The following is a 23816-nucleotide window of genomic DNA, read 5'->3' on the forward strand; positions in this document are numbered from 1 at the left end:
TCACCGGTTCCGCGTCGGGTTTGTCGCGTCGGATAAGGAGAGGTTATCCGACGCGACATGCAGGTTCTGGGGATATCCTCCGGGTCATGACCAGCGCGCGCCGCCCACGCTTCTCTGTCCGTCTCGGCCGCAGCGAAGCCGAACACGACGGGCCCTTCGAGGGTGTGCCCGCGCACCTCCGCGATCCGCTCCAGTCGTGGGTGGACGATTTCCTCACGGCCCGCTCGTACAAGGATGAGGAAACGGCGCGCGCCGTGTGCCTCCGGCTGCGCATCTCAGCTCCCGGCCGGGGCCGGAGTGGGGGGCAGTACTCTTCCGCCCTGGCTGCCACCCAGGATGACGAACTGCTCGACGTGATCGACGAGCTTCTGGCGTACAAGGCCGAACGACGCTCCGTGGACCGCGACGCGGTCCACGAGCTCGCCGCCCTCCTCGACTTCGGGGGGTCCGCCTACCGGGTCGCCGAGGCACTGGACGGGCTGGAGGAACGGGTCACCCCGGCCGTGCGTGACGCGGTCCGTCAGACCATCACCGCCGCGGCCGCCGAGCCGGCTGTCGGATCAGCCGCCGATCACCTGGCCGCCGCCTGGCAGTCGGCCTACGGACGCAGCCCAGACCCGGTACGCGCCTACAGCGAATCCATCAAGGCGGCCGAGGCCGCCGCGCACGCCGTCGTCCAGCCCAATCATCCCAAGGCCACCCTCGGCACGATGCTCGGCGAGATCAAGAACGCCCGTCACAAATTCAGCACCGTGCTCGCCACGCCGCCCGGTGGCGAGCCGATCTCCCACGTCGAGGCGATGATGCGCGCCTTGTGGGACGGCCAGACCTCCCGGCACGGTGCCCAGAACGCCACCGTGCACGAGTCCCTCGAAGCCTCCCGAGCGGCCGTCCACCTCGCCGCCGCCCTCGTCCAGGAATTCGTCTCCGGAGCAGTCACCCGAACCGCCTAGGGCGGCTACTCCAGTCCCTGTCCAAACGAGCCGGCCTGCCCCTGCGCGGCCCGCACGGCACCAAGGGCGACGCCATCACTCACGCCCTGGCCAAGCCGGGCGCCCGCCCGGACAAGATCCAGCGCTGGGCCGATCACAAGGACTCCCGCACCACGCAGCGCTACAACCGGCGCAAGGAACTCCTCGACGACTCCCCCGGTACGGACTCGCCGCCAACCTTGCCGGCGCACTCCATTCGACAGAGTCATGACTTATACAGGGGCGCGCCTACTCGGGTAGGAACAGGTCGTCAATAATATCGAACCTATGACTCAGACATCGCCCGTCGACAGTAAAGACACCTTTGGCCTAGATGAGGTCCTGCAAGCACTGAGTGCAGACTTGAAGGCGGCCCATTATTTCGGGATCAAACATGGAACCTTTGGACTTGGTGTCGCAGAAGCCGAGGTTTCCCTGTCGGTGACCGTCACGAAGGACAAACGCGGCGACCTGAAGATCTCTGTCATCACCTTCGGCGGCGAGCTGAATAGAGGCCAGTCGGAGGGCACGGTCCACCACATCAACCTGAGGCTGGTACCGCTACCAGACGGAGGCTCGCTGGGGGCGGCGGCTGTGGCGGATGTGGCCGAGGCAGTAGCCGCTGGTTCTGAAAGAGGCGCAATGAGAGAAGCGCAGTGGGGCACAGTAGTGGCACGAGAGAAGGAAAGATTCCGTGCCCAAGCTGCTGCCCCAGCCAAGAAGACAGCTCCGGCTAAGAAGGCCGCAAAAAAGGTCACGGCTAAAAAGGCGACCCCAGCCAAGAAGACCATCACAAAGAAGACCGTTGCCAAGAAATCGGCAGCCAAGAAAGCCACCAGTAGCCAGCGAAGAGTTCGTCCCTGATGGCTACTGGCTCCACCCATTGATCCACAGGGCTTGAGGGATTCATGTTGCCGCATGGGCCTCATGAAGGCCGACACCGTGAACTGGGGTGTCGGTCTTCTCGTTGCTCGGGGCCACGGGCTGTCCTGCCCATGGCCCGGCCGGATCCCGGTACGGGCGTAGACGATGGTCAACCCTGGCTTGGCCCGTCCGCCGGGACGCTCAGCAATGCCCCCGACAGTTCGTCGGGGGCATTGCTGAGCTGCGTCTGCCGTATCGGCTGTGCGACATCCCGTGGGTTGCTCTGAGCCCTCCCAAGTCCTCAACCCCGTGGCCAGGCGGTTCGCCCTCTCTCCTGCAGCAGTTCGCGGGCTGACGTAACTTCAGGATTCCTGAAGCGTTCTCACCTTGCCCGATCCTGGTTCGGCCGGCCGCTGTGGGAGATGGAGCCGCCTGACGCCGACGCGTACCGGAGGGGTCATGCACGAAAGCCGACCGGCGGGCTCGTTGTTCCCCGAGACCGTTGGCCTGCTGCCCGTACCCCTCAAGTGCAGTTGAAGGTGTCGGCTGCGCTGAGGAGCGCTGTGTCGGCGTGGTGGCGGGCGACCAGCTGAAGGCCGACGGGCTCACCTGCCGGAGTACGGCCAGCGGGGAGGGTGATCGCGGGATGGCCGGAGAGGTTGAATGCCCAGGTGAGCGCCACGCTCATGCGTGATCCCGGGCCGTCGAGACCATGGGGCGGGTGCGGCGTCGTGGGGGTGGCCACGAGGTCGGCCTCCCTGAAGGTCTCGTCCAGGACCCGGGTGTTGTGCCGGATGAGGGCTTCGGTGCCATGGTCGGCACTGCCGCTGCGGAGCGCGGTCCAGGCCGGAGCCGGATCACGAAGCGGCACCAGGTGGTCGACGAGCTCGCACAAGCCCGCGCGGCCAATCCGGCGCAGCGCGCGCAGCGCGGTCACGGCGACGTCCCGGTCGGTGTCCGCGTAGCCGAGGGTGGGGCTCCAGACCACTCTCGGGGCCCGGCTGGAGGGGGCCGGGACGGCGGCGGGGACGACGGCCCTGTAGTAGGCCGCGGCGTCGGCCACAGTGCGGGTGAGGACCCCGGGGCTGTTCAGCCCGGCCCGGTCGCGGGCGGGCAACAGGCCGTTGGTGGGCTTGAAGCCGACGATGCCGCACCAGGCAGCCGGGATGCGTACGGATCCTGCTCCGTCCGACCCAGTGGCGAGCGGTACGAGCCCTGCTGCGACCGCGGCCGCGGAACCGGCCGACGAACCGCCCGGTGACCAGTCGGGGTTCAGCGGATTGAGTGTGGGGCCCCGGTCGGTGACGCCGTAGGTCTGCCAGGCGGTACCGGCCCGCGGGACGGCCGTCGCGCCGACCGGCACACACCCGGCGTCGACCAGCCGCTGGTTCTGCACGGACCGGACGCCCTCCCGTCCCTTGACGGCGAACGAGACCCCGGCCAGCGGCAGGTACACCCCGTCGGCCCGGGCCGCGTCGACCTCCGCGGCCCGGGCCCGGGCTTCCTCCGGCCACCAGGTGGTGAAGGCGCGCAGCTGCTCGTCGCGGTCGGCGCCGACCGCGAGGGCCGAGTCGACCATCTCCCTGGCGGTGAACTTGCCGCCATTGACGAGCTCGGCAATCTCGACGGCGGACAGCCCCAGGTGAGGGTGACGCTCAGGCATGCGGATCTCCTGTTCCGGGGCCCGCGTCATCGTGTGGGCCCGCCGCGCTTCTTGTCGTTGGGTGTGCCGCGGGGCGCCCCGTCTGGGTCGGCGGCCGCGCGTCCGCGACCAGTAGTACGAGGCGAGGGCGGGCAGTCACTCCTCCGCTCCGTGCTGCAGCGCGCCGGCGAGAGCGGCGCCGATGCCATAGCCGGGGCTGTCGTCGAGTAGCTCCTTGCGCTTGTTGTAGCGCTGGGTGGTGCGTGAGTCCTTGTGGTCGGCCCAGCTCTGGATCTTGTCGGGACGGGCGTCCGGCCTGGCCAGGGCGTGGGTGATGGCGTCAACTTTCGTTCCGTGGGGGCCGCGCAGCGGGAGTCCGGCGCGTTTGGCGAGGGACTGCAGGAGTCGCCACACGGCCGGTTCGTCGAGCTGGCCGCCGGTAGCCGTGCAGAACAGCCACTCCGACTCTGCCTCTCGGCCGCCGAGGTATTCCTGCAGGGCGTCCCAGGCCAGCGGTGGGATCGGCTTCTTCTTCCGGCCGCCGCCCTTGACCTTCTCCAGATGCAGCACGCGGTGCCCCTTGTCGTAACCGAGGTCCTCCACCCGGGCGTTGAGCAGAGAGTCGATGCGTAGGCAGCAGGTATAGAGGACGAGCAGCAGCGCGTAGGCGCGCTTACGGTAGGCCGCGACCCGGTGTTCATCGCGGGCAACGGCCAGGAACCGGGCCCATTCCGCCTCGGTGTAGCCGGGCGTGGAGGAGTAGTCGGGATCGACGTAGGGCCGCTGGACCGCGTCGAAGGGGTTCTTCACCCCGTCGTCGCTGACCTTGTCCAGGTAGACGAAGAAGGAGGAAGCCGCCGACAGGGCGTTCTTCCGTGAGGCGTCCGCGTACGGCGGGCCGGTGCGGGCCATCTCGCCGCGCCGGCCACCTCTGACTCGCACCCACGTCGGGGACGTCTCCAAGTGGAGGCGGAAGGTGTCCGCGAGGGCGAACTTCACCGCCATCGGGTGGACGCCGTACTCCCGGGCAAACTCCTCGAAGATACGGAAGCCGCGGGCATAAGACTTCATCGTGTGCACCGAGCGCTGGTGGCCGATCCAAGCCGCGGCGAGGGTGGGCAGCGGGTCGTCCTCGCCATAAAGCGCCACCAAGTGGTCGTACAGCCGTCGGGCATGCTCCGGCCACAGGGCGCGCGGGTCGGGGCGCCGGGCGGGGAGGTCCGCGTGGGGTGTGCGGGTGAGCGCGGTCACGGGTGCTCCGAAGGCTTGGGGGATGGCGTAGTGGGGGGAAGGGAGACGGGTCCTACACACCAGAAGCAGAAGTCCGCCCGCCCGCCCGTCGCGAGCAGGGTGTCGCGTCCGACGGCGTATTCGGCGCAGTCGGGGCAGAAGGCGGTGCGGCTTGCCTCCCCCTCGGGAGTGTTGAGGAAGAGGTGGGTCGTCATCTCCGACGCCCCGACCTCTGCGTCGCAGAAGAGGCACGTGCTGAGAGGCTTCTCAACAACGAGCGTCATCTGCCCGCAGTACGGGCAGAGGACGGTCCGGTTCTCGCACCCCTTCAGGTCTCCGCTCAGCCGGCGCAGCCGCTGTGTGATGAAGGCGTGCACGCCGGTGAGGCCGCGGCGGATGCGCCGCACGTCCGCGGTGATGCGCTCGACTTCATCGAGCCGCAGGCCGGGCACCAGCACGTCGTCCAGGAACCGCATGAGGAAATCGAGCACGCGCCCGGCGCGTGCCTCGACGGCCCGGGCATTGTGGCTGAGGCCGTAGTGCTGCAGGGCGTTGCGGTCCCGGCCGAGGGCGGCCAGCGCCTCCTGGTCCTTGTCCGTGATGGTGACGCCGGCGATGTTGCGCAGGCGCGTCACCGCCTCGCCGACGGTGCAGCTCTTGAAGTCGGCGGAACGGAAGGCCTTTTCGCTGGCCGCGCCCGGGTCATCGAAGACCAGGCTCCAGTGCTCACGCACCAGGCGGGCCTTGAGCAGCACCTCGGCCGCCGCCTGGAGATGGAGCACCGCGTACTTGACGTGCCGCGGCCCGACCGGGTCGGCGGTGAGGTGGTCGACGACGCTGAGGAGGTAGTCGACCCCGTTGCGGACGGGCGGGAAGTCGAGCGCGTTCGGATCGGGCCCGGGTGGTCCGACGGGAGCCTCAACGGAACTTCGTAGATCTCGCAAATCGCCTATTTTGGGGGCGTTCTGACGCGGCGTCGGCATACCGACAGGATAACCGTAATTATCCTGTGCGTTCTAGGATGGGGCGCTCCATCTGAGTCTCATCACGGAATCACCCCACACTCACACCGCCGCCCCGCTAGGTTGAGCCGAGTCTCAACCGGTTATCGGTTCATTCGCAGGGGAGGGCTCAGCATGAGACTGATCATCGAGACCGAAGACGAGGACGGGGAGTTCGCCACCGGACTTCTCGACCTGGCGCGCCAGCGTCAGGCGACCGTCACCGTCGGCGACGCCGTATGGACGCCGGAGCGCGTCGAGCACCTGATCCGCGAAGTCGCCCCGCGGGGCCGGCAGCTCCTGCGCGCCGTGGCCGAGGGGGACGGCTGGGTCGACGGCGAGCAGTACCGTGCCGCGTACGGCGACGCCGCCCTGCGCGGCCCGTCCGCCGCCATCACCAAGGCCGTCACCCGCGGCATCCGCGACGGCTGGCTGCCCGTCGGCGCGGAGCTGCCGTTCACCTCCACCTACGACGGCCGCTCATCCTGGCAGAAGACCGGCGGCTACCGGCTCCCCCGCCACCTCGCCGCCGTCTTCCGCGAGGCCTTCGCCCGCGTCTTCCCCACCTCGAGCCACCCGCCGCAGGCAGCCATCGATCACCTCTCGGAGCTGTACGAACAGGTCGGCCGCAGCCCCGAGTTGGCTCGCGAGCGCGCCGGCGCCTTCTTCGAGCAGCACGCCGAAGCACTCACGGCCTGGGCCAAGGCCCGTAGCGCTCAGTCGTCTTTGCCGGAAGAGGCGGCTCCCGCCCCGCTCCGCCTCGACGCGTGCGCGGATGAGGCTGCCGCCCAGGCGATGGCAAACACCCTGCTAAGCCACGTCGACGCCTCCGACTACTGGCGCGAAACAGCCCGCACCCTGCTGACCGGCTACCTGATGGCCGCCGCCCTCGACCACGGCGGCCTCGACACCGTCCGCCACTGGGCCGCCCACCCCGACGAGAACACCGGCGTCGTGCAACTGCTGCGCACCGGCTGCCCACCCGAGTCCCTTCTGCCCGACGAGGTCGAGCAGATCCTCGCCGCCGACCCGGCCACCCGCAACGGCGTGCTGGCCACCGTCGCCACCGCCCTGCAGCACGCCACCGAACACTGAGCGACACCCACACCAAGGAGCAACGCATGACGTACGAGCCCGACTTAGCGTGCGGTCCCCTCACGCCCGGCCGGGCGTGACGGCGGGGGCACGGTCCGCACAAAGCACCACGCGTATACCCGACAGCCAGACAGAGACCCGGGGCGCCCTCCAGCCGCAGCCGCCGACGCGGCTGGCCACGGAGACACCTCCCGGACATGTGGCGCCGCACCACCGACCAGTCGAGAAGAAGTGGAGCATGAAATGGACCATCACGTCCTGCGCGAGAAATCCGATGGTGCTGTGGTGAGCAGCACGTACGTTTCGTGGCGGCACCGGATCGGTCTTGATGCCGTCTGTCTGGCCCGTCTCGTGAAGCCCCTCACGGGCGTGGCCGCAGCGGCGATCGTCCTCTCGGAGCTCGCCGAGAACCCGGACGCGGCCGGTATCAGCTCGGACTTCCCCGGTGCCGCGGACGCGGCCTGGGCCGCGTTCGGTGCGGACCTGCCCGACCCCACCCGGGTGTCCTGGTACGCCCATCACGGCCCGTTCTCCTCCTATGACCCCACCGGGCCCGAGACCCTCACCGAGGTCACCCTCGACTTCGACGGCACGCACTTCAGCGGAGACCTGGCCGGGCACCACCTGCTGACCAGCGAGGCCGCCGCCCGCCTGTTGCTCACCGGGAACCTGCGCCCGGTCGACGAGGTTCTGACCCGGGTGGGCCGCGCATGACGCACCAGCTCTCCGGCCGCGCGCTACTGCGGACGGTCCGTGAGGACCTGGGGGTCTACCGGGACCGCATCGAACCGGCTCGCCTGCGGGTGGCGGTCATCCGTTTCACGCCCGCCGACGGCGACCCGCCCGAGTGGGCCCTGCGCATGGAGGCCTCGCGGGTCTCGGCGGAGCAGAAGTACAAGGCCTTCACCCATCTCGGCCTCACGGTGGACCCCGTGGTCTTACCGGGCACTGTGTCGGCGGCCGAGTTCGCGGCTCATATCGACGCCTGCAACGCCGACCCGGCCACCCGCGCCGTGATCGTGCAGTTCCCGCCTCCGGCCCGTCTGACCTCTCTGGTGCACCAGCTCGACCCGGCCAAGGACATCGACGGCCTGCTCGGCGGCCGCTCCCTGCACCGGGCCTGCGCCACCGCGGACGGCATCAGCCGCATCGTGGCGGCCTTCGACGCCGATGCCACGGTGGCCGTGGTCGGGGCCCGTGGGTTCGTCGGCAGCGGCGTCGTGCACCTCCTTGAAGACCGGGGTACCCCCGTCCTGCCCCTCGACCAGGGAGATGACCTGCGCCAGGCCGCCCGTGCGGACATCGTGGTCTCCACGGCCGGCAGCGCCCACCTCCTGACTGCCGAGCACATACGCCCCCACCACCGTCTCGTCGTCGACTCCGGCTTCAGCCCCCAGCCGGACGGCAGCGTCGCCGGGGACATCCACCCCGGCGCTGCGGGCATCCCGCAGAACCTGACCCCGGTCCCCGGCGGCGTCGGCCCGGTGGAGATGGCCGTGCTGATGGAGCGCATCGTCCGGCAGACAGCCGACCCCGAACTCCGGTCCTGGGCCTTCCCTTCCGCCCCGTACGTATCCCGGAGCGCTTCCGCGCCCGGCCGCCAGGAAGCCGCACTCTCACGGGGCGAGACCGCCGTGGAGAACACCCTGCGGAGCGCCTTCGGCGCGGCCCGGCAACGGGCGGACGGCCCTCCGCCGCCCCGCCCTTCGGCCGGGAGGGCCCCCGACCGGATCCCCCAGCTGGGCACCGAGACCGCCCCCGGGGACCAGGGCCCGTCCACCCGCGCTGCGGACCCCGTGTCCCAGCCGGAGACCTGGGCGGCGTATAGCGACGCCGACCTCATCTCGCTTCGGGAAAACAGCCAGCGGGCTGCGGCAACGGCTATGGAGCGGGCGCGTGAGCTGCAACAGCAGCACGTCGCGCTGCGCACCGCCTATGAAGAGCAGGACGGCGGCGCCCTCGTCGCGCAGTTGCGCGAGCAGGGCGCCGCCGCTCACACCATCGCTCGGGCCCGGACCGCGGCTTGGCAAGACCTCACATACGCCCAGCAGACGGCGGTGGAGACCAGGACGTCCGCCGACGCGGCGGCCGCCCGGGTCCAAGCGATCGGCAGCGAGCTGCAGCGGCGGGCTGCTCTGCCCCTGCAACAGCGCCAGGCCGAGGACGCCGCTCGCCAAGCTCTAGCTGCCCACCGCACCCCGCCGACGCCCCCGCCGGCGATGCCGAGGCAGCCTGGACCACAGCAGCAATCGCCCGGACAGGGCCGGTCCTTGTAGGGGGCGGACGCGCCTTGCAAGGCGGTGAGATGGTCCCCCCTCACCGGGGCCGCCCCGCGGCTAGCAGATGCGGTAGGCGCGCGATTGTCCGTTCGTGCGAATGAGGATTCCGGCCCGCAGCCCGGCCAACTGGACGCCTCCGCCCCCTACCTGCGTTGTGATCGCGGATCTGCCTGGATCTGCGGGATGGCCACGGCCGGTTGCTGGGGCGCCGAAGGGTTCTCGGCCGGGCGGGGTGCGGCCCGTTGGCGCAGGCGTTCGGCGGCTTCGGCCTGCAGCTGGCCAGGGGGAAGGTGCAGGCGCCGGGTGCGTTCGCCTTCGGCCTGCTCCCAGTGGTCGTGCAGTCGCACCGCCTGGGTCTGGGCGCGGTCGGCCTGCGCCTGGGCGTACGCGCGGTCCTCCTGCACCGCGGCGCGGGCTCGGTCGAGCAGTTCGGGCGGGGCGCCCTGCTCGGCCAGCAGCTGGACGACATGGGAAGTCTCCTGCGGAGGCTGGGCCAGGCCGCGGGCGGCCTCCTCAGCCCGGGCGAGCCGGGCCTCCCGCGCGAGGATCTCCCAGTCGGTCATCAGCCGCAGCGGCGCGGGGCCCTCCAGCTTCACCGCCTCGATCACCATGCCCGCAGGCTGTTCCGGCGTACTCAACGCCTTCTCCTTCCCGCTCGGTTCCTGTTCCTCACGCCGACCGGCTCGCGCCGCCGCTGCGCGCGGCCGGAACGGCCACCGCCGGGCGCGGCGCGATCTGCTGCACGGAAGCGGTCGGGCCTGTGAGATCCGGGGGCAGGGTGACGGCGAGTCGGCCGCTGTGGTGCGCCGCCAGGTCGGCGACCACCTTGAGGGCGGCCAGATCGGCCTGGGCGAAGCGGCCCGGCTGGGCCTGTGCGCGCTCGACGATCCCCTGTGCGCGCTCGGCCACGTCGCCGAAAGGACCGGCTGCCGAGCCCGGCCCGGCGGGCAGGTCGGCGGGCGGCAGCTGCTGCCACGCCTCCCGGAACTCCACCACCCGTGGGTGCGTGGAGGAGGTACACAGCTCCTTGCCCATGTCGCTCCCTGCCCAGGTCTGGAAGGCGGCCGCGACGTCCCGTGAGGCCGCGGTGGCCTCCTCCCGGGTGGCGTACGGCAGCGGCTCGTTGGAGGCCAGAGTGGTGCGCAGCTGCCGGATCTCGGTGAGATTGCTCTGCTGGGCGGCTGCCACCGTGGCGTCGTCGGGCCGTTCGCTGCGCGGGCTGCTGTAGGCAAGAGCCGCGTTGCTCACCTTGAGGAGCGCCTCGGCGGCCGGCAGGTTCTGGCCCTTGGCGCCGCTGCGCAGCTCATCGGCCATCTCCTGGCATCCGTGGGCGATCGCCTCGCAGGCACGGACGGATACGGTGCGCCAGAACCCCTGGACCCGAACATCGTCAGCCAGGCGCTCGAAGTACTGCCCCGCCTTTTCCCTGATGGTGTTCCACAGGTGGGTGGCGGCGCCGCGGACAGTCTGCAGCCGCTGCCACTCCGGCAAATCCTTCAGCGCGTCGGCGTGCTGGTCGGCCTGCTGCAATGCGGCGTTGACCGCGCTGGCGTCCTGGCGGGCGTTCATGTCGGCCGGGGGCGCCGCGTCCGCCCCGGTCGCGGCGGCATTGTCCGCGGACCGGGCAGGCGGGCCGGGGACGGTGCGCCGCCATGCCTGTTCCAGGACACGCAGGTCGTCTCCAACGGCGGTCACCAGGTCCTGGGCAGAGCCGTGCTCGGGCGGGACGATGTCGGCCCAGGCCTCCGCGACGGGTGCGAACGCCGCGGCAAGGTCCACCGGTTCAACGACCGACCACCCGATATAGGCGTCCTTCGGGTCGTACACCCGCGGGTCGACCGGCTCGTCCTCCTCCGAAGGGGGTGCGGTGTTCTGGGCGGCGGCCTTCAGATTCCACTGGGGGGTGTTGTAGGTGTCGTAGAGCACCCCGTCCCGCTCAGTCCATGTAGCCCCGGGTGGCAGGTCGTTGCCGGTCCACAGGGGCAGCTCAGGCTGAGCCTCGGGCGTGGCTGCCGCAGCGTTGGCGCGCAGCTGGGCCTCCAGCGGGACGGGTGCGGCCGGCGCTGCGGGGGCTGCGACAGCCGCCTTGATCTGGTCCCCGGCGGTCTGCACAGATGTCCGGTCCGGGCTGGCGGGTGTGGCCATCAGGGTTCCTCCTGATAGGTGCTGTCGGCGGGTTCGGGTGTGGTGACTACAGCGGTGCCTCGAACGTGGCCATGCGCCTCTGGAGTTCGGCGGCAGCCGGGTGCTGTGCGCCGGTCGTAGTGGCATCGGAGGTCACCAGGAACACTTCGAAGGCCTCGGCGGTGCCGGGCGGGGGCGGAACAAGCGGCGGGGGTTCCTGATGGCGGCCGGTGGCGCACGCTGCCAACTGCAGCCGGGGGGTGAAGTTGTGCAGGGTATTGATCCAGTCGGCCTCGGCGAGCTCCCGCCCTGCGCCCTGTTCGCCGGCGTAGGTCCGCAGCCAGCCGGCATACAGAGCGGTGAGGTGCTCGACTACTGGGGAGTGTCGGTACCAGCAGTGCGGGATCTGGTTGTGGAGTTCGAAGGTGGTGCGCAGCCAGGTGACCCAGACGGCGAGTTCGCGTAGGCGGGCGCGGCGTTCGGGCGGTTCCATCGCGGCCCACACCCAGCGCTGCGGTTCGGGCTGCGGCGGGGTGGCGCCGGGCTGGGCAGGCCAGAGGGCGGCCGGGTCGTCGAGTGGATCAGACACGGCCCGCCTCCTGCTCGACTGCGGTGGTCGTGCCTGAGCTGGCCGCCCCGTGGGGGGTGGCCGGGGCGGCCAGCAGCTTCTTGAGGTCCTTGTCGCGGAAGGTGAGCCGCATCTTCACCTTGATCGGGGGCTGGTTGGTGTACTGGGCGATCGCGGTGAAGTCGGGGAGCTGCTGCAGTGCGTGAACGGGGGTCAGGTCCCGGTCAGTGGGCTGGTCGTTGCTGGAGACTTCGCCACGCGAGTAGTTGCGGGAGGTCCGCGTCACCTCGGTCTGCCCGAAGATGCCGTTGAAGTAGCGCAGGGTCTCGAGGTCGCCGCAGCCGGGCAGCAGCATCCGCAGTCCGCTGGCGGACATTACGGTGTTGGCCTTCTGCGTGCCGAGCCGGTCGCGCAGCTGGGACAGGTCATGCCAGACCGTCAGTATGACGACGCCCATGCCGCGGCCAGTGGTGAGGATGTTGGGCAGTCGCGGGTAGCGCAGCATGTTGCCGGCCTCGTCGACCATGATGCCGACAGCGGGGTCCAGGGCTTTGCCGGTGGCGTTGTAGGCGACTTCGGCGCCGTGAATGGCCGAGGCGACGATCGAGGTCAGCAGAGGTGCGAAGCGTTCGGCGTCGGATTCGGACGCGATCAGGCAGATGGTGCCGTTCTGGCTGAGCCAGTCCTCGACGGTGAAGTCGGTTGCGGAGCAGGTCTCGCGGACCTCCTCGTCGGCGTACACACGCGCCAGCACGTTCAAAGAGAACTGGATGGAGCCGATGCCGTCCTCGTGCAGGCGCAGCCAGGGGGACGCGTAGTCGTCGGCGACTTCCGTGTAGCCGTGCTGGAGCAGTACGGCGCGGACGTGGTCGACGGCGTCCTTGCCCAGGCCGAGCCAGCGGCGCATCTCGGCGACGCCACCGCCGGACAGGTGGGCGGCCAGCAGCACGCCCTTCAGGACGGATTTGGCCTGGTCGATCCAGGGGGCGGCGCGGGGGTCGTCGCTGGAGGAGGCGGCCTCGGCCATCCAGGCTGCCATCCGGTCGGCGGCCTTGGCGTCGGTGCAGTAGTCCACCGGGGACCAGCGCTCGGTCTTGCGGCCCGGGATGCCGGCCGGGGCGATCACCCAGACCGGGCCGAGGGCCCGGCGCTTGGCGTAGATGACGTCGAGGTCGGCGGCCTTGGTGGTGGTCACCAGCAGCGGCCCCTGCCATTCCGCGGCGTTCGGCAGCACCAGCCCGGTGGTCTTCGAGGAACCGGGGACGCCGAACACGGTCGCGGAGATGTTGGGCTGCGCTCCGACGATCTTCTTGGTGCGCAAGCCGCGCCCGGCGGTGATCCGGTTGGCGCGCTTGGTGGGGTCATTGACGGCGGACAGCTTCCGCTCCACCTTGGCGCCGCCCCACTGCGCGCCGCCGCCCTGGCCGCCGATGCCGTTGAACAGGCTGACGAGCTTGAGGGCCACCAGGAACAGGGCGATGACCACCAGCACGAGCAGCGTGTAGAACAGCCAGGACGGCGGGGCCGGGTCGTAGACCGCACCCGGGCCGCGCACCACGGAGAGCAGCACAGTGGCCGGCAGGCTCTGGGTGCTGTGCGCCCAGCCGCGGCCGGACAGCAGCCCGGCCAGGGGGCCGGCGGTCAGCACCGCGCCGCTGACGGCGGCCACCAGCCCGGCGCCGTAGGCGGCGAGCAGCGTGTTGTCGTCGAGACCGCCTCCGGCGGGTCCGCTGCGCCCGGCCATCACACCGCCATCCGCTCGTTGGTCTCGAACAACTTCTCTTCGGTGCGGGACAGCATCAGTTGGACGGCGTGGCTGCCGCCGGACCGGCCGACCTTCCACAGGGCCCGGCCGACCTGGCCGCCGCCCCAGGAGCCGATCAGGTCGCATTCCGCGTCGGTCAGGCCGATCGCCTCGCGGGTGGCGCGCAGCGGGCGGGTGTCCTGCGCGAGCTGGATGCGGGTCTCGCAGGAGGAGATCAGGTCCTTGGCGATGTTGACGGCCTCGGAGCCGGCCGCGCCCACTCCCTCGAAGTCGCTCAGCCGGTGTGTGGCCAGGACCTGGATGGTGCCGGTGGCGCGGGACAGCCGCAGGTCCGAGTCAATCTTTTTGATCATGGAGGTGCCGCCGGAGCGCATCTGCCGCCACAGCTCGTCGCGCACCACGATCCACGGCCGGTTGCCTGGCTGGTCGATGGCCGACTGCGCCCAGGACGACACACACGAGAGGACCATCGCGACGACCTCGTCGCCGTACTGCTCCAGGGCGCTGATGTCGACGGACTGGATCGGGGCGTTCCAGTCCAGGCTGATCGAGGTCTCCTGGTCGAACAGCCCACCGAGGTGGCCGGTGACCATGCCGCCGAGTGCGGATCGGATGGAGGCCATTTCCTCGCGGGCGCGCTGCACGTCGTCGTCGCGGACCCGCAGCTCCCGGGCCATCTGCGCGGTGGGGTCGCGGAGTTTGTCGTACACGAGCGGCAGGGTGGGCACCGACAGCGTGCTCTGCCCGTAGAGTTCGCCGGTCACCTCGCGCACCGCGACGTCCAGGGCCTCCTCCTCCTGGGGCAGCAGGGTGCGCCGCAGCTGCAGCTCCAGCAGGGCCTTGAAGAGGGTCAGGCGGCGCCGGTGGATCTCCTGCAGGCGGGCCTTGAGCTCGGCGGGGTCCTTGACGAGGTCCAGGCCCTGGCCCAGCGGTCCGGCGTCCAGCGGGTTGAGCCGCCCGCCGAGACCGGGGCCGAGCCGGACCGGCTGCACTCCCAGGTGCTCGCACAGCGCCTGGTATTCGCCCTTCACATCTCCGGCGATCAGCATCTTGTGCCCGAACGCCATCAGGCGCAGACCCAATGCCTTGATGTGCGCGCTCTTCCCGGACCCCGGAATCCCGGTGATCATCACGTTCGGGTTGGTGCACAGCTTCTCGCGCACCCACACCGCCGGGTGCGCCGAAAACGCCTGGGTGGTCAGGGTGTTCTGGCCGATGTAAGCGCCGACCGGGGGCAGCGTCCCGGCGTGCAGGAAGGGATAGGCGCCGGCCGCGTTCGCCGTGTCGGCACGCACCACCTCGGTACGCGGCAGCGAGGCGGCCCGGCCCGCGTACGGGCCGGGCCAGCCCTTCTTCGGGGCGACCCGCATCACGGTAGCGGGGTCTTCCAGCAGCCGCGCCCGGCGCTGCTCCTTGGGGGTGAGCTGGGCCGGGACGGGCGCCTGCGGGCGGCGGTTCAGTCCGCTGGCCTCGCCGATCCCGGCGGCCTCCAGCAAGGTGTCGCCGCCGTCGGAGCGGCGGGAGAAGAGGCCCATCAGAATCCCATCCGTCGGTCCGGCAGTCCCTGGCCCAGCGGCAGGGCGCTGGCCGCGAAACCCACGTCCTGGGCGCCCCACATGCGGCGCAGCTCCAGCCCGGAGGCGGCGGCATCCGCCTGCAGTTCGGCGCAGGCCGTCTCCAGCTCGGCGGGGTCGGTGACGGTGACGGCGATGACCGCGGTCATCCGCACCACGCCCTGGCCGGCCGCGCGGGCGGCGTCCTGGTCCCGGGCGAGCTGGGCTTCGCGCCGCTCGTCCTCGGATTCGTCGCGGCCGGTCTTGGTCCGCAGGTAGCGGGCGGACTGCCGCTTGGACTTCTCCCGCGCGAGCTCCTGGCGGGCCCGGCGCGGACCGAGCGGTTCGTACACCAGCGACATGGAGCGCCGGGCGTTCTGACGGGGCTTCATGAGCGGCTGCAGGAAAGTGGCGTAGACCTCGGACTGCGGCCAGGTGCGGACCTGGTAGGAGACGGTCCAGGCGCCGTCGTGCTGGTAGGTGCCCCAGCCGGCCTCGGCGGCCGCGGGTCCGGCGAGCGCCGGCTCCACCCCCGCCTCGGTGCCCTGCCAGGTGGGGGCCTGGGCGGCGGCGTTGCGGGTGGCGAGCATCAGCTGGGCCTCGGGGTCGTAGCCGGTGCGCACCGTCTGGGCGACCTTGCGGGGGCTGAGCCACTCGACGACCTGCAGGCTGGCGCTGGACAGCGCGCCGTGCAGGGCGTGGAGTTCGCGGACCAGGACGGCCGCGGCACCGATCTGGCCTCCGCCGGCGCCCTTGATGGCCAGGCGGGCCCGCGCGGAGGACAGGGTGACGGCGAGGTAGGTCTCGCGGGTGGTGGCGGCCGGGCCGGCGGACTCCATCAGTTCCGACAGGGCGGTGACGGCGGCCGCCGGGGCGTCCGGGCTGATGTGGCGGGCGGTCCAGGAGTGCAGGGCCGCTCCGTCGTCCGGCAGGCACCGCTGATGCACGGCGAGCCGGATGATCGGCGAGTCCTCGGTGCAGAAGGTGCGCAGGAATGCAGCCCAGGCCGCCACCCGCCCGTTCTGCTTGTCGGTGTCCACCAGGGCCAGGCCGGGGTGGCTGATGCGGGCAATGGCGGTGTAGGTGCCGGCCACCGGGTCGTGACTGATGCCGAGTTGGCCGCCCAGCCCGTCGGGGGCTTCAAGGATCCGCAGCCGGGCCAACACGCCGGGAAGGTCCATGGGCTGCTGGCCGCTGTCGTTGGAGCGCGGGGCGAAAGCCCCGCTCAGGAACACATTCGTCTTTCGTGCCACGGCGATCTGATGCCTTACTGCGAGAGTGATCCATTCGTCGGCGCTCAGGCCCATCACCCGGCCGAAGGCGAGGAGCAGCAGCACTGCCGAGACCGGCAGACAGAACAGGGCGGCGCTCCAGCTGTGCAGATTGATGGGGAGCAGCGCCATCCCGGTGGCGGCCGCGACCATCGCGAAGCCGGGTCCGGACAGGCGGCCCATGAAGCCGGACTTCTCGGACTGCCACCCGGTGTAGGCGACGGGCTGTGACATGGGCTATCCCTCCCTCGGGGGTGCGACATCGGTGTTGGGCGGGCCGGTGATCAACGGTGCGTTGTCCGGCCGAGTCGCTGCGCTGGCAGGCGCGGATGGCGGGGTCTCGGCGGACATTCCGCCGCGCGGGGGGATGACGACATGGCGTCCTCCGCCTCCGCCGGCATCCAGCCCGGCGTGGGCAGCGGTGTTGTTCATGCCGGACTCCAAGGAGTCCTTGCCCAGGGCTGCAACCTGCAGGCCCAGGCTCAGCGGCCCGGCCAGACGGCTGCCGAAGCGGCCGCCGGGGCCCTTGGCGCGAGCCTTGAGGGAGTCATTGGTGAACAGACCGCCCTTGTCCTGACCGCCGCCTCCCCCACCACTGCCCGAAGCGCCGGGGCCGGCCTGGGTGTTCTCGCTTTCCAGGGCGCGGGTGTAGCCGCTGCCACCGCCGATCGCGCCGGCCCCAGCCATCTCCGGCCGGTATCCGCCGGCCATCGAACCGGCCGAGGACCCGAGCGAGCTCATCAGCCCGGAGAACATCGCTGCCCCGCCGCCGACCGTGGAGAACGTCATGAACTTGGCAATGGACGGCCAGGCGAAGCAGGCCATCAGGAAGATGACCAGCCCGACGATCATGTTCTGGACGCCCTCGCCCTGGGAGATCGCGCCGAACCCGATCGCGAAACACAGCGTGATCATCGGCTTCATCAGGATCAGGCTGATCAGGGCGTTGCGGGCCTTGGGCCACCACTCGCTGGTGGTGTCGTTCATCTGCCCGACCAGCACGATGGGCATGGTCGCCATCAGGATCATGATTCCGGCCTGGCGCAGCAGGACCTCGATCCACAGAGCGCCGATCGCCAGGATGATGACGATACCGACCACGATGATGACGCCGACCGCGGCGGCTGCCACGCCCTCGCCGGTGATGAGCGCGCCGCCTGCGGTGGCCGCGCCGCCACCGCCGGTGATCAGGCCGCCAAACAGCGTGCCCAGCTGGTGCTGCATTGCGGCGGTGGCATCGTCCTTGCCCGAACCGCCGCCCTGGAATGAGGTGTTGATGATCCAGGTGGAGACGGCGTCCGACCAGCTGAGTGCCGTCTGGGTGGCGGTGACGTAGACCGCGGAAATGACCGCCCACTTGGCGAGGCCGGTCACGGCGGTGGCCGCCGGCTCGCCGCGCTGGCTGATCGCCACCTTCCCGAACTGCACCAGGAGCAAGAACACGGCCAGCACCAGAGACAGGGCGGTCATCATGCCGGTGACGTTGCCGATACCGACCGTGGACAGATCGATGGTGGAAGCGCTGTTGAAGACCTTGGCGAACTCCTGCAGCAGCCACACCACCGCCTTGCCGATGTAGTTGGCGGCCTCTTTGAGGGCGTTGGAAGCCATCTCCGAAATCTTCCCGGCGACCCACGCCCCGGGACCCTTTGCATCGGGTGGCAAGTTCGAACCGAACTCGTTGAGACAGTCCTTGAACGCCCGGCCCTTGTCCACGCACGCGGTGAGCTTCTTGTTCAGCTCCGCGTAGTTCGAGTTGCCGTGGTCGAACCCGGCGCGCCACTCTTCCAGCTTCTTCTGTTCGAAGGCCTTCCGGCCCGCCTCACCACAGTCCCCCGACTTCGAGCCAGTGCCGTCCGCGTTCTCGCACGGCGACAGCCCAGTGATCTCCTCCGTGGTTGCCGCACGGCAGAGGCCATCGTCATGGATCTTCAGGAAGTCGCACCAGTTCCCCTGGGTGTCAACACCCAGCGGGCTGAACTCGTCGGGGACCGGCTTGCCGCTCTTGGGACCGTAGTTGAGGTGGTACTCCGGCTTGTCCTCCGCGGATGCGGCAGGCGCGGCACTCAGTGTCGAACCGAAGCACAGCAGCACGGCGGTCAGGAGGCACAGCAGGCGGGCCAGGCTGCGCGGGGCGCGCTCAGTCCGCATGCCGCACCTGCACCCAGCCGTCCTTCAGCGCCGGGCGGGAGTCAGGGAAGTAGCTCGCCGGGAACGTCCGCTTGGACCAGTACCGGGGCTCGTTAGTGATCTTCCACGCGCCGTTCTGCCACTTCATCATCAGCTCGTCCATCTGGCCCTTGAGCGGGTTGTTGTCAGGGCCGCCGTCCGACTTGGTGGCATATCGGTCGTATGCCAGCCAGACCTCGAACACTTTGCTGTCATTGGGCAGCGGACGGAAACGCACGGCGTTGACGGTGGTGGTGAAGGTGATGCCTGCCGGCGTGCCTCCACTGGGCGGAAGGTTCGCCGTTTCACGGAGCTTGCGAACTTCGGAGACCTGCTCGTCAACGAGCCCTGCGGCGTCCGGGGACACCATGGCCTCCAGCTGCTGCCGTGCTTTCTGGTCATCCAAAAAGGCCAGTTCTTCCCAGAAGTAGACCGCCGCGGACACTGCGCCGAACGACGTGTCGCGGAAGCCGGTGCTGACGCCGTCCTTCTGTCCGGTGGGAACGTCCAGCTTGAACTTCTGCGCCGTCTCCGGCGTCAAGTGCGCGCTCGTGGCAGGTGCTGAAGGGGAAGCGACGGGTGAGGAGGCCGCCGCCTTCGGCGACTTGTCATCGCCACCGAGTACGGAGACAGCCGCTATAGCCCCAGCGGTAAGGGCAGCGGCGGTCAGCACCCCCACCCCGGCGAGAGCGAACTTGGTGCGGCGGGCCTTGCGGTCGTGATGCTCCATCAGCCCATCGCCTACTTGGCCATGTTGTAGAAGGCGAGGACGAGCGAGGACGTCACGCCGATGCCGCCAGCGCCGACGAGGGACCACAGGACGCCCTGCTTGCCGCGGGCGGCCAGCGAGGCCCGCTCGGTGTTGTGGCCGACCGCGACGAGCATCCAGGCGACCAGCGAGCCGAGGACCGCCGCGGCCAGGCCGATGCCCGCCGTCCAGCCCAGGATCGTCTTGGTCGGGTTGTTGACCTCCTTGGGCAGCTGGGGGGTGTAGTCGGGTACGACGCCCCCCTTGCCGCCAGTGTCATCGGCCAGGACGTGCCAGTGCGGGTCGGTGACAACGGTGTGCAGGGTGTTCAGGAACTGACTCATGGCCGATACCTCGTCAAAGAGCGGGAACAGGAGCGGAAAGCGGCGCGGGGCGCGGGGCGCGGGGCAGGGGATCGCCCCAGGCGGCGCGGGCCGCAGCGTGGACAGCGGCAGCGAGTTGCCCGGCAGCCTGCTGCGTACGGGGCCGCAGCCGGGAGGGAGCACCCAGGCCGTGGGCCCGGATCCCGGGGTCGTAGGGCAGGTGCACGACGGAGGCCGTGCGCGGGCCGAGCATGGTGGCCCCGGCCCGCACGACGGCCGGGGTGCGGCCGTCGGTTGTGGCAACAAGCACCGCCACCGCGCGCTGCAGGGGCAGGCCTTCGGCATGCAGGGCCATGACGGCTTGCTGGAGAGCCTGGATGCCGCTGGCAGTCGCAGCCGCACACAGCACCGGGACCGCATAGGGCAGTTCGCACCAGCCGCGGGTCTGGCCCTGCCGTCGCTCGCAGCGGGCGGCCAGGACGTCGTGCGCCATGGGATGAGCGGTGTCGGCGATTACGGCGTTCCAGCCGCCGATGGCCGAAAGTTGATGCCAGGCGGCGGGCTCGTCCGGCAGGGCGAGCGGCGGGGTGTGCCAGTCGCGTCCGTCGGTCAGGACCTGCCACTGACCGCCGTCCAGCCCGGGACGCCAGGACGCAGCCTGCCGCACCTGGGCTGGAGACAACGGCTGGTCGGCAGGCAGGGCGGCCAGCCCGCCCGCATGCCCGTCGGCCGTCCATGCGGGCCACGGCGACGACAGCCGGGGAGCGGTGTCGAGTACCACCGTGGCTCCCGCGGGCGCCAGGGCGCAGGCCAGCAGGTTGGCCACAATTGACCGCCCGCTACCGCCCACCGCGGACAGCACCGGGGCCACCAGGCGCGTCCCCTCCGCCATCACCGGCGAAGGAATCGGTCGCTTCCCCACCCGTACCCCCGAAGAACGTGCAAATGTTCGCTATAGCTAATTCCTGATGCTTAATTAGGTCGCCGCGGAGAGCGTCACACCCTACACTCGCGAGTCACGCGGACACGAGAGTGAATCCCAACTGCCCCACTGGCGAGCCGTGATGGCATAGTGTCACGCACACTCACGCATATGCCAGGGCTTTGGTTCCCCGGCGAATCGGTACGAGTGCAGCTTTGGGGGAGCAAAGTAGGTGCGGGCCGGAGGGGGGCTGCGTGCGGGTCAAGCGATGGGTGGCAGCGGTTACGGCGGGCGCGGTGATGACCCCAGTCGCGCTCGGCATCGGCGTCGTGCTGCTGATCTCGACCTTCGGCGACCGCGACGGCGGAAACATCCCGCTGCCGACCGCCAACGCGCTGCGGATCGGCCAGGGTGGTGTGCCCGCCGAGTACGCCCAGCTGATCATCAACGCGGCCGCCGCCTGCACCGAGGGACTCGCCCCCTCGATCCTGGCCGCCCAGTTGGAGGCCGAATCGAACTTCGACCCGACAGCCATATCCCGCGACGCGAACCACAACCCAATCGCGTACGGCATAGCCCAGTTCATCCCGGACACCTGGGCGACCCGCGGTGTGGACGGCAACGGCGACGGGGTCAAGAACGTCATGGACCCAGCTGACGCCATCCCCGCCCAGGGCCGCATGATGTGCGAGCTCCTGCACACCGCCAAGCAGCACCCTGACTACAACGGCTCTCCCATCGAGCTCGCGCTCGCCGGCTACAACGCCGGCTGGGGCCGCGTGGACCAGTTCCGCGGCGTTCCCCCGAGCTCCTTCGCCGGCGGCGAGACCCACGACTACGTCCGCAAAATCATGGCGAGCGCCGCCAAGTTCGCCGCTCCGGTCTCCAGCACCGACGTGAACCTCCCGGCCGGCTACTCCCTGCCCGCTGACACCCCCGCCGCGGTACGCACCGCCGTGTCCTGGGCACTGAAGCAGCGCGGCGGCTGGTACCAGTGGGGCGGCGACTGCACCCAGCCCCTCGGCAGCGACACAGCCCGACGCTGCGACTGCTCCTCGCTGATGCAACAGGCCTACAAGGCCGCCGGTATCGACCTCCCCCGCACCACGTTCGAGCAGGTCGACACCGGCCGTCAGGTCAGCATGGACAACCCGAAACCGGGCGACCTGGTCTTCAACGCGGGCTCCGACGGAAGCGACGCCCGACCCGGCCATGTCGGCATGTACATCGGCAACAACATGCTCGTCGAGGCGCCGCGCACCGGAGTGCAGACGCGCGTGGTGTCCTACAGCAGCTGGCGCAACTCCACGAGCGCCCTCACCCGGATCACCGCAGTCCGCCGGGTGGTGAACTGGTGATCCTCCGTACCACCGCAGGGAGCTCCACAATGGACGACGACACCCTCTACCGCCCTTGGGGCACCGTCACCCCCGCCTTCTGGGGCTCGGCCGCCGTCGCCGAACTCACCACCGGCACCGGCCCCGCTCCGCTGGCCGACACGGTGCAGGCACGGCTCGCCGCGATCGCCGGCACCTATACCTCCGGGGAGCCAGACCGGGCCGCCGCCCTCGCCCAGGAGCTGGACGGCGAGGTCACTTCCGAATTCGGCGCCGCCCACCTGCGGACCGCCGAGGTCCGCGAAGTCCGTGGCTACCTCGCCCACCTGACGGGGGATCACCACAGCGCGGTGAGCTGGTACCTGCATGTCGTCCAGCTCCGCGCCGGCCTGCAAGGCCCGCAGCACCCCGACACCGTGGGCGCCTCGCGCCGCGCCTACAGCCTGTGGCGCAACGTCCCCGAAGCCGACGCGGTCCCGCTGGGCATCGAGCTGCTGTCGACCGTCACGGCCGTCCACGGCCCCGACTCCGCCGTTGCCCAGCACACCCGCGAGCGCCTAGCGACTCTGTCGCAGCAGGCCACGGACTGACGGGCTCCGGCGCGCCAAGCACGCCGGGGCTCGGCGTCTTGGCTATCCGGCTGCGGTCCTGCCCAGGACAACGTCCCGCGTTCGGTGTGCGCGGATCAGCCGTTCCACGGCCCGCATTCGATCTGCGTGGATGATCTGATCCCTTTTGTAGCGGTAGATGGACACCACCGCCGCATCCAGCGCGGCATCGAAACCGCGCTCCGACGCGTGGTGGTACAAATCGACGACGCGCTGTGTCCGGTCCTCTGACAGAAGAGCCCGCACCACGCGATCGAAATTCTCGACCGGAGGCGCTAGCGGACGCTCGTGTTGGTCCTGCTTGCGGTGCCGCCACACCCGCAGCCACGCCTTCATCCACGCCTCGTGCTCTTTCCCGGGCACCTCGCAGACCTCAAGAAAGGCTCGCACCTGGTCACGCTGGAGCACAGCCGTACCGTGCAGCATGCGGTGCACCGTGGTGTGCGGCAGCCGCCCGATACCGGCGCGGCCTTCTATCTCGTCAAGCGGCATGGCGCCCGACTTGTAGTACAGCTCGCGCAGCGCCGCCAGGAGTTCAGCGGGCTCGGTCACCAGCTCCGGGAGCGGGGCGGCGGGGGAACGGGGGTGGAGGGTGCGGTGCTCGATCCAGCGGGCGTTCCGCCACATCCGCCGCGCCTCTCGCACATCGGCGCCGCACCCCCGGGCGTAGGCCTCCACGACGGGCAGCTTCGGGATGCGCTCTCCGCTGGTGGCCCGCTGCAGGGTGGTCTGGGTGTAGATGGTGTTCTCGGCGAGGGCGGCATAGGTCAGGTGAGCCCCGCTGCGCTGCTGACGCAGCCACTGAGCCAGCGCATACAGACCGCTGTTCAAGGTCAGGATGGGTTTTTCCGGTCGTCCCACGGGCCCCCCTCAGAGCCCGGCCGGGGCCAGCGGCGCCCGGCGGGCGAGGCGCAGCCCGGCCAGGCCAGTGCCGGTGAGCAGTTCGAGGACGGTAGCCACCGGCATACCGGCGAGAGCGAGCATGGCGCCGATGGCGATGACGACGATCACCACAACGGCTTCCGTACCGATGAGGCGGCGCGGCCCGGCGGGTACTTCGACGCACTGGGCGTGTTGCTGACTGTTCATTTTTCACCTCTGACTATTCGGGGTGGTGGGGGATATGGCCACGGACAGCCGCCCCATCTCCGGGACTGCGGACTCCACTTCCACGTCCGGGCGGTTGCAGGCGCCCATTCGTGTGATGAGCATGGTGCACCAGTTCGCAAACCGCGGCGGGAGTTGATGCGCAGCCATCCCGATGCCATCGCATCGGAACGCGGCGTTCCGAAACCAAATATCTGTGGCACCCAATCTGACCTGCTCACATGACGCCACTCTGGTCG

Annotated in this window: 22 protein-coding genes; 7 read left to right on the plus strand and 15 right to left on the minus strand. The window is 70.2% G+C overall.

The features are described from left to right. The first annotated feature begins 86 nt into the window (after positions 1-86). The gene (locus IE206_RS42900) at positions 87-953 is read left to right on the plus strand and encodes a hypothetical protein (RefSeq protein ID WP_226598855.1); all 867 of its coding nucleotides are present in this window, start codon (positions 87-89) and stop codon (positions 951-953) included. Positions 954-1259: 306 nt separating this feature from the next. Further along, positions 1260-1835, plus strand: a complete 576-nt coding sequence (locus IE206_RS37430) for a trypco2 family protein (RefSeq protein ID WP_189970366.1) — start codon at positions 1260-1262, stop codon at positions 1833-1835. Positions 1836-2358: 523 nt separating this feature from the next. Here the strand turns inward: IE206_RS37430 and IE206_RS37435 are convergent. From IE206_RS37435 to IE206_RS37445, 3 genes are all read right to left on the minus strand, one after another. Continuing rightward, positions 2359-3498: an amidase gene (locus IE206_RS37435; protein WP_189970368.1), complete on the minus strand. Its 1140-nt coding sequence runs from the start codon at positions 3496-3498 to the stop codon at positions 2359-2361. A gap of 135 nt (positions 3499-3633) precedes the next feature. Then, on the minus strand, positions 3634-4728 hold the full coding sequence (locus tag IE206_RS37440) for a tyrosine-type recombinase/integrase (protein WP_189970370.1): 1095 nt from the start codon (positions 4726-4728) through the stop codon (positions 3634-3636). Continuing rightward, positions 4725-5690: a hypothetical protein gene (locus IE206_RS37445; RefSeq protein WP_189970372.1), complete on the minus strand. Its 966-nt coding sequence runs from the start codon at positions 5688-5690 to the stop codon at positions 4725-4727. Before IE206_RS37445 ends, IE206_RS37440 begins: the two co-directional genes overlap by 4 nt. A 153-nt stretch (positions 5691-5843) precedes the next feature. Here IE206_RS37445 and IE206_RS37450 point away from each other — a divergent pair, with 153 nt between their 5' ends. The 3 genes from IE206_RS37450 to IE206_RS37460 all read left to right on the plus strand — a co-directional run bounded on the left by IE206_RS37450 (position 5844) and on the right by IE206_RS37460 (position 9079). Next, positions 5844-6803, plus strand: a complete 960-nt coding sequence (locus tag IE206_RS37450) for a hypothetical protein (RefSeq protein WP_189970374.1) — start codon at positions 5844-5846, stop codon at positions 6801-6803. Positions 6804-7046: 243 nt separating this feature from the next. Continuing rightward, entirely contained in the window at positions 7047-7517 is a 471-nt protein-coding gene (locus tag IE206_RS37455) for a hypothetical protein (RefSeq protein ID WP_189970376.1), read from the plus strand. Then, the gene (locus tag IE206_RS37460; RefSeq protein ID WP_189970378.1) at positions 7514-9079 is read left to right on the plus strand and encodes a bifunctional 5,10-methylenetetrahydrofolate dehydrogenase/5,10-methenyltetrahydrofolate cyclohydrolase; all 1566 of its coding nucleotides are present in this window, start codon (positions 7514-7516) and stop codon (positions 9077-9079) included. The genes IE206_RS37455 and IE206_RS37460 overlap by 4 nt, the downstream gene beginning before the upstream one ends. A gap of 146 nt (positions 9080-9225) precedes the next feature. On the opposite strand, the gene IE206_RS37465 is transcribed toward IE206_RS37460, so the two are convergent. From IE206_RS37465 to IE206_RS37510, 10 genes are read right to left on the minus strand one after another with little or no spacing between them, the layout of a single operon-like run. Continuing rightward, complete coding sequence (locus IE206_RS37465) at positions 9226-9720, minus strand: hypothetical protein (protein WP_189970380.1); 495 nt, start codon at positions 9718-9720, stop codon at positions 9226-9228. A 31-nt stretch (positions 9721-9751) separates the two neighbouring features. Next, the gene (locus tag IE206_RS37470) at positions 9752-11227 is read right to left on the minus strand and encodes a hypothetical protein (RefSeq protein ID WP_189970382.1); all 1476 of its coding nucleotides are present in this window, start codon (positions 11225-11227) and stop codon (positions 9752-9754) included. A gap of 46 nt (positions 11228-11273) precedes the next feature. Then, positions 11274-11795 (minus strand): hypothetical protein, encoded by a 522-nt coding sequence (locus IE206_RS37475; protein ID WP_189970384.1) that lies wholly within the window; start codon positions 11793-11795, stop codon positions 11274-11276. Further along, positions 11788-13518, minus strand: coding sequence for a type IV secretory system conjugative DNA transfer family protein (locus IE206_RS37480; protein ID WP_189970385.1), 1731 nt, complete (start codon positions 13516-13518; stop codon positions 11788-11790). Before IE206_RS37480 ends, IE206_RS37475 begins: the two co-directional genes overlap by 8 nt. Next, positions 13518-15074, minus strand: coding sequence for a putative type IV secretion/conjugal transfer ATPase (locus IE206_RS37485; RefSeq protein WP_189970387.1), 1557 nt, complete (start codon positions 15072-15074; stop codon positions 13518-13520). Before IE206_RS37485 ends, IE206_RS37480 begins: the two co-directional genes overlap by 1 nt. Beyond that, the gene (locus IE206_RS37490) at positions 15074-16597 is read right to left on the minus strand and encodes an SCO6880 family protein (protein WP_189970390.1); all 1524 of its coding nucleotides are present in this window, start codon (positions 16595-16597) and stop codon (positions 15074-15076) included. Before IE206_RS37490 ends, IE206_RS37485 begins: the two co-directional genes overlap by 1 nt. Before the next feature lie 3 nt (positions 16598-16600). Then, positions 16601-18514, minus strand: coding sequence for a hypothetical protein (locus IE206_RS37495; protein WP_189970392.1), 1914 nt, complete (start codon positions 18512-18514; stop codon positions 16601-16603). Then, on the minus strand, positions 18504-19262 hold the full coding sequence (locus tag IE206_RS42905; protein ID WP_226598856.1) for a hypothetical protein: 759 nt from the start codon (positions 19260-19262) through the stop codon (positions 18504-18506). Before IE206_RS42905 ends, IE206_RS37495 begins: the two co-directional genes overlap by 11 nt. Positions 19263-19273: 11 nt before the next feature. Beyond that, positions 19274-19624 carry a hypothetical protein gene (locus IE206_RS37505; protein WP_189970394.1) on the minus strand — a complete coding sequence of 117 codons (351 nt, stop codon included), beginning with the start codon at positions 19622-19624 and terminating at the stop codon, positions 19274-19276. A gap of 13 nt (positions 19625-19637) precedes the next feature. Next, a complete protein-coding gene (locus IE206_RS37510; RefSeq protein WP_189970395.1) occupies positions 19638-20495 on the minus strand; it encodes a hypothetical protein in 858 nt (285 codons plus the stop codon). Positions 20496-20779: 284 nt separating this feature from the next. Between IE206_RS37510 and IE206_RS37515 the strand changes: the two genes are divergently transcribed. Next, positions 20780-21883: a C40 family peptidase gene (locus IE206_RS37515; RefSeq protein ID WP_226598857.1), complete on the plus strand. Its 1104-nt coding sequence runs from the start codon at positions 20780-20782 to the stop codon at positions 21881-21883. A 29-nt stretch (positions 21884-21912) separates the two neighbouring features. Further along, on the plus strand, positions 21913-22452 hold the full coding sequence (locus IE206_RS37520) for a hypothetical protein (RefSeq protein ID WP_189970397.1): 540 nt from the start codon (positions 21913-21915) through the stop codon (positions 22450-22452). 42 nt (positions 22453-22494) lie between these two features. On the opposite strand, the gene IE206_RS37525 is transcribed toward IE206_RS37520, so the two are convergent. Together IE206_RS37525 and IE206_RS37530 are read right to left on the minus strand one after the other, a co-directional pair. Next, complete coding sequence (locus IE206_RS37525; RefSeq protein ID WP_189970399.1) at positions 22495-23331, minus strand: helix-turn-helix domain-containing protein; 837 nt, start codon at positions 23329-23331, stop codon at positions 22495-22497. 9 nt (positions 23332-23340) lie between these two features. After that, positions 23341-23559 (minus strand): hypothetical protein, encoded by a 219-nt coding sequence (locus IE206_RS37530; RefSeq protein ID WP_189970401.1) that lies wholly within the window; start codon positions 23557-23559, stop codon positions 23341-23343. Positions 23560-23816 lie beyond the last annotated feature (257 nt).

It is taken from the genome of Streptomyces violascens, from assembly GCF_014649955.1.
GTDB classification, from domain to species: Bacteria; Actinomycetota; Actinomycetes; order Streptomycetales; family Streptomycetaceae; genus Streptomyces; species Streptomyces violascens.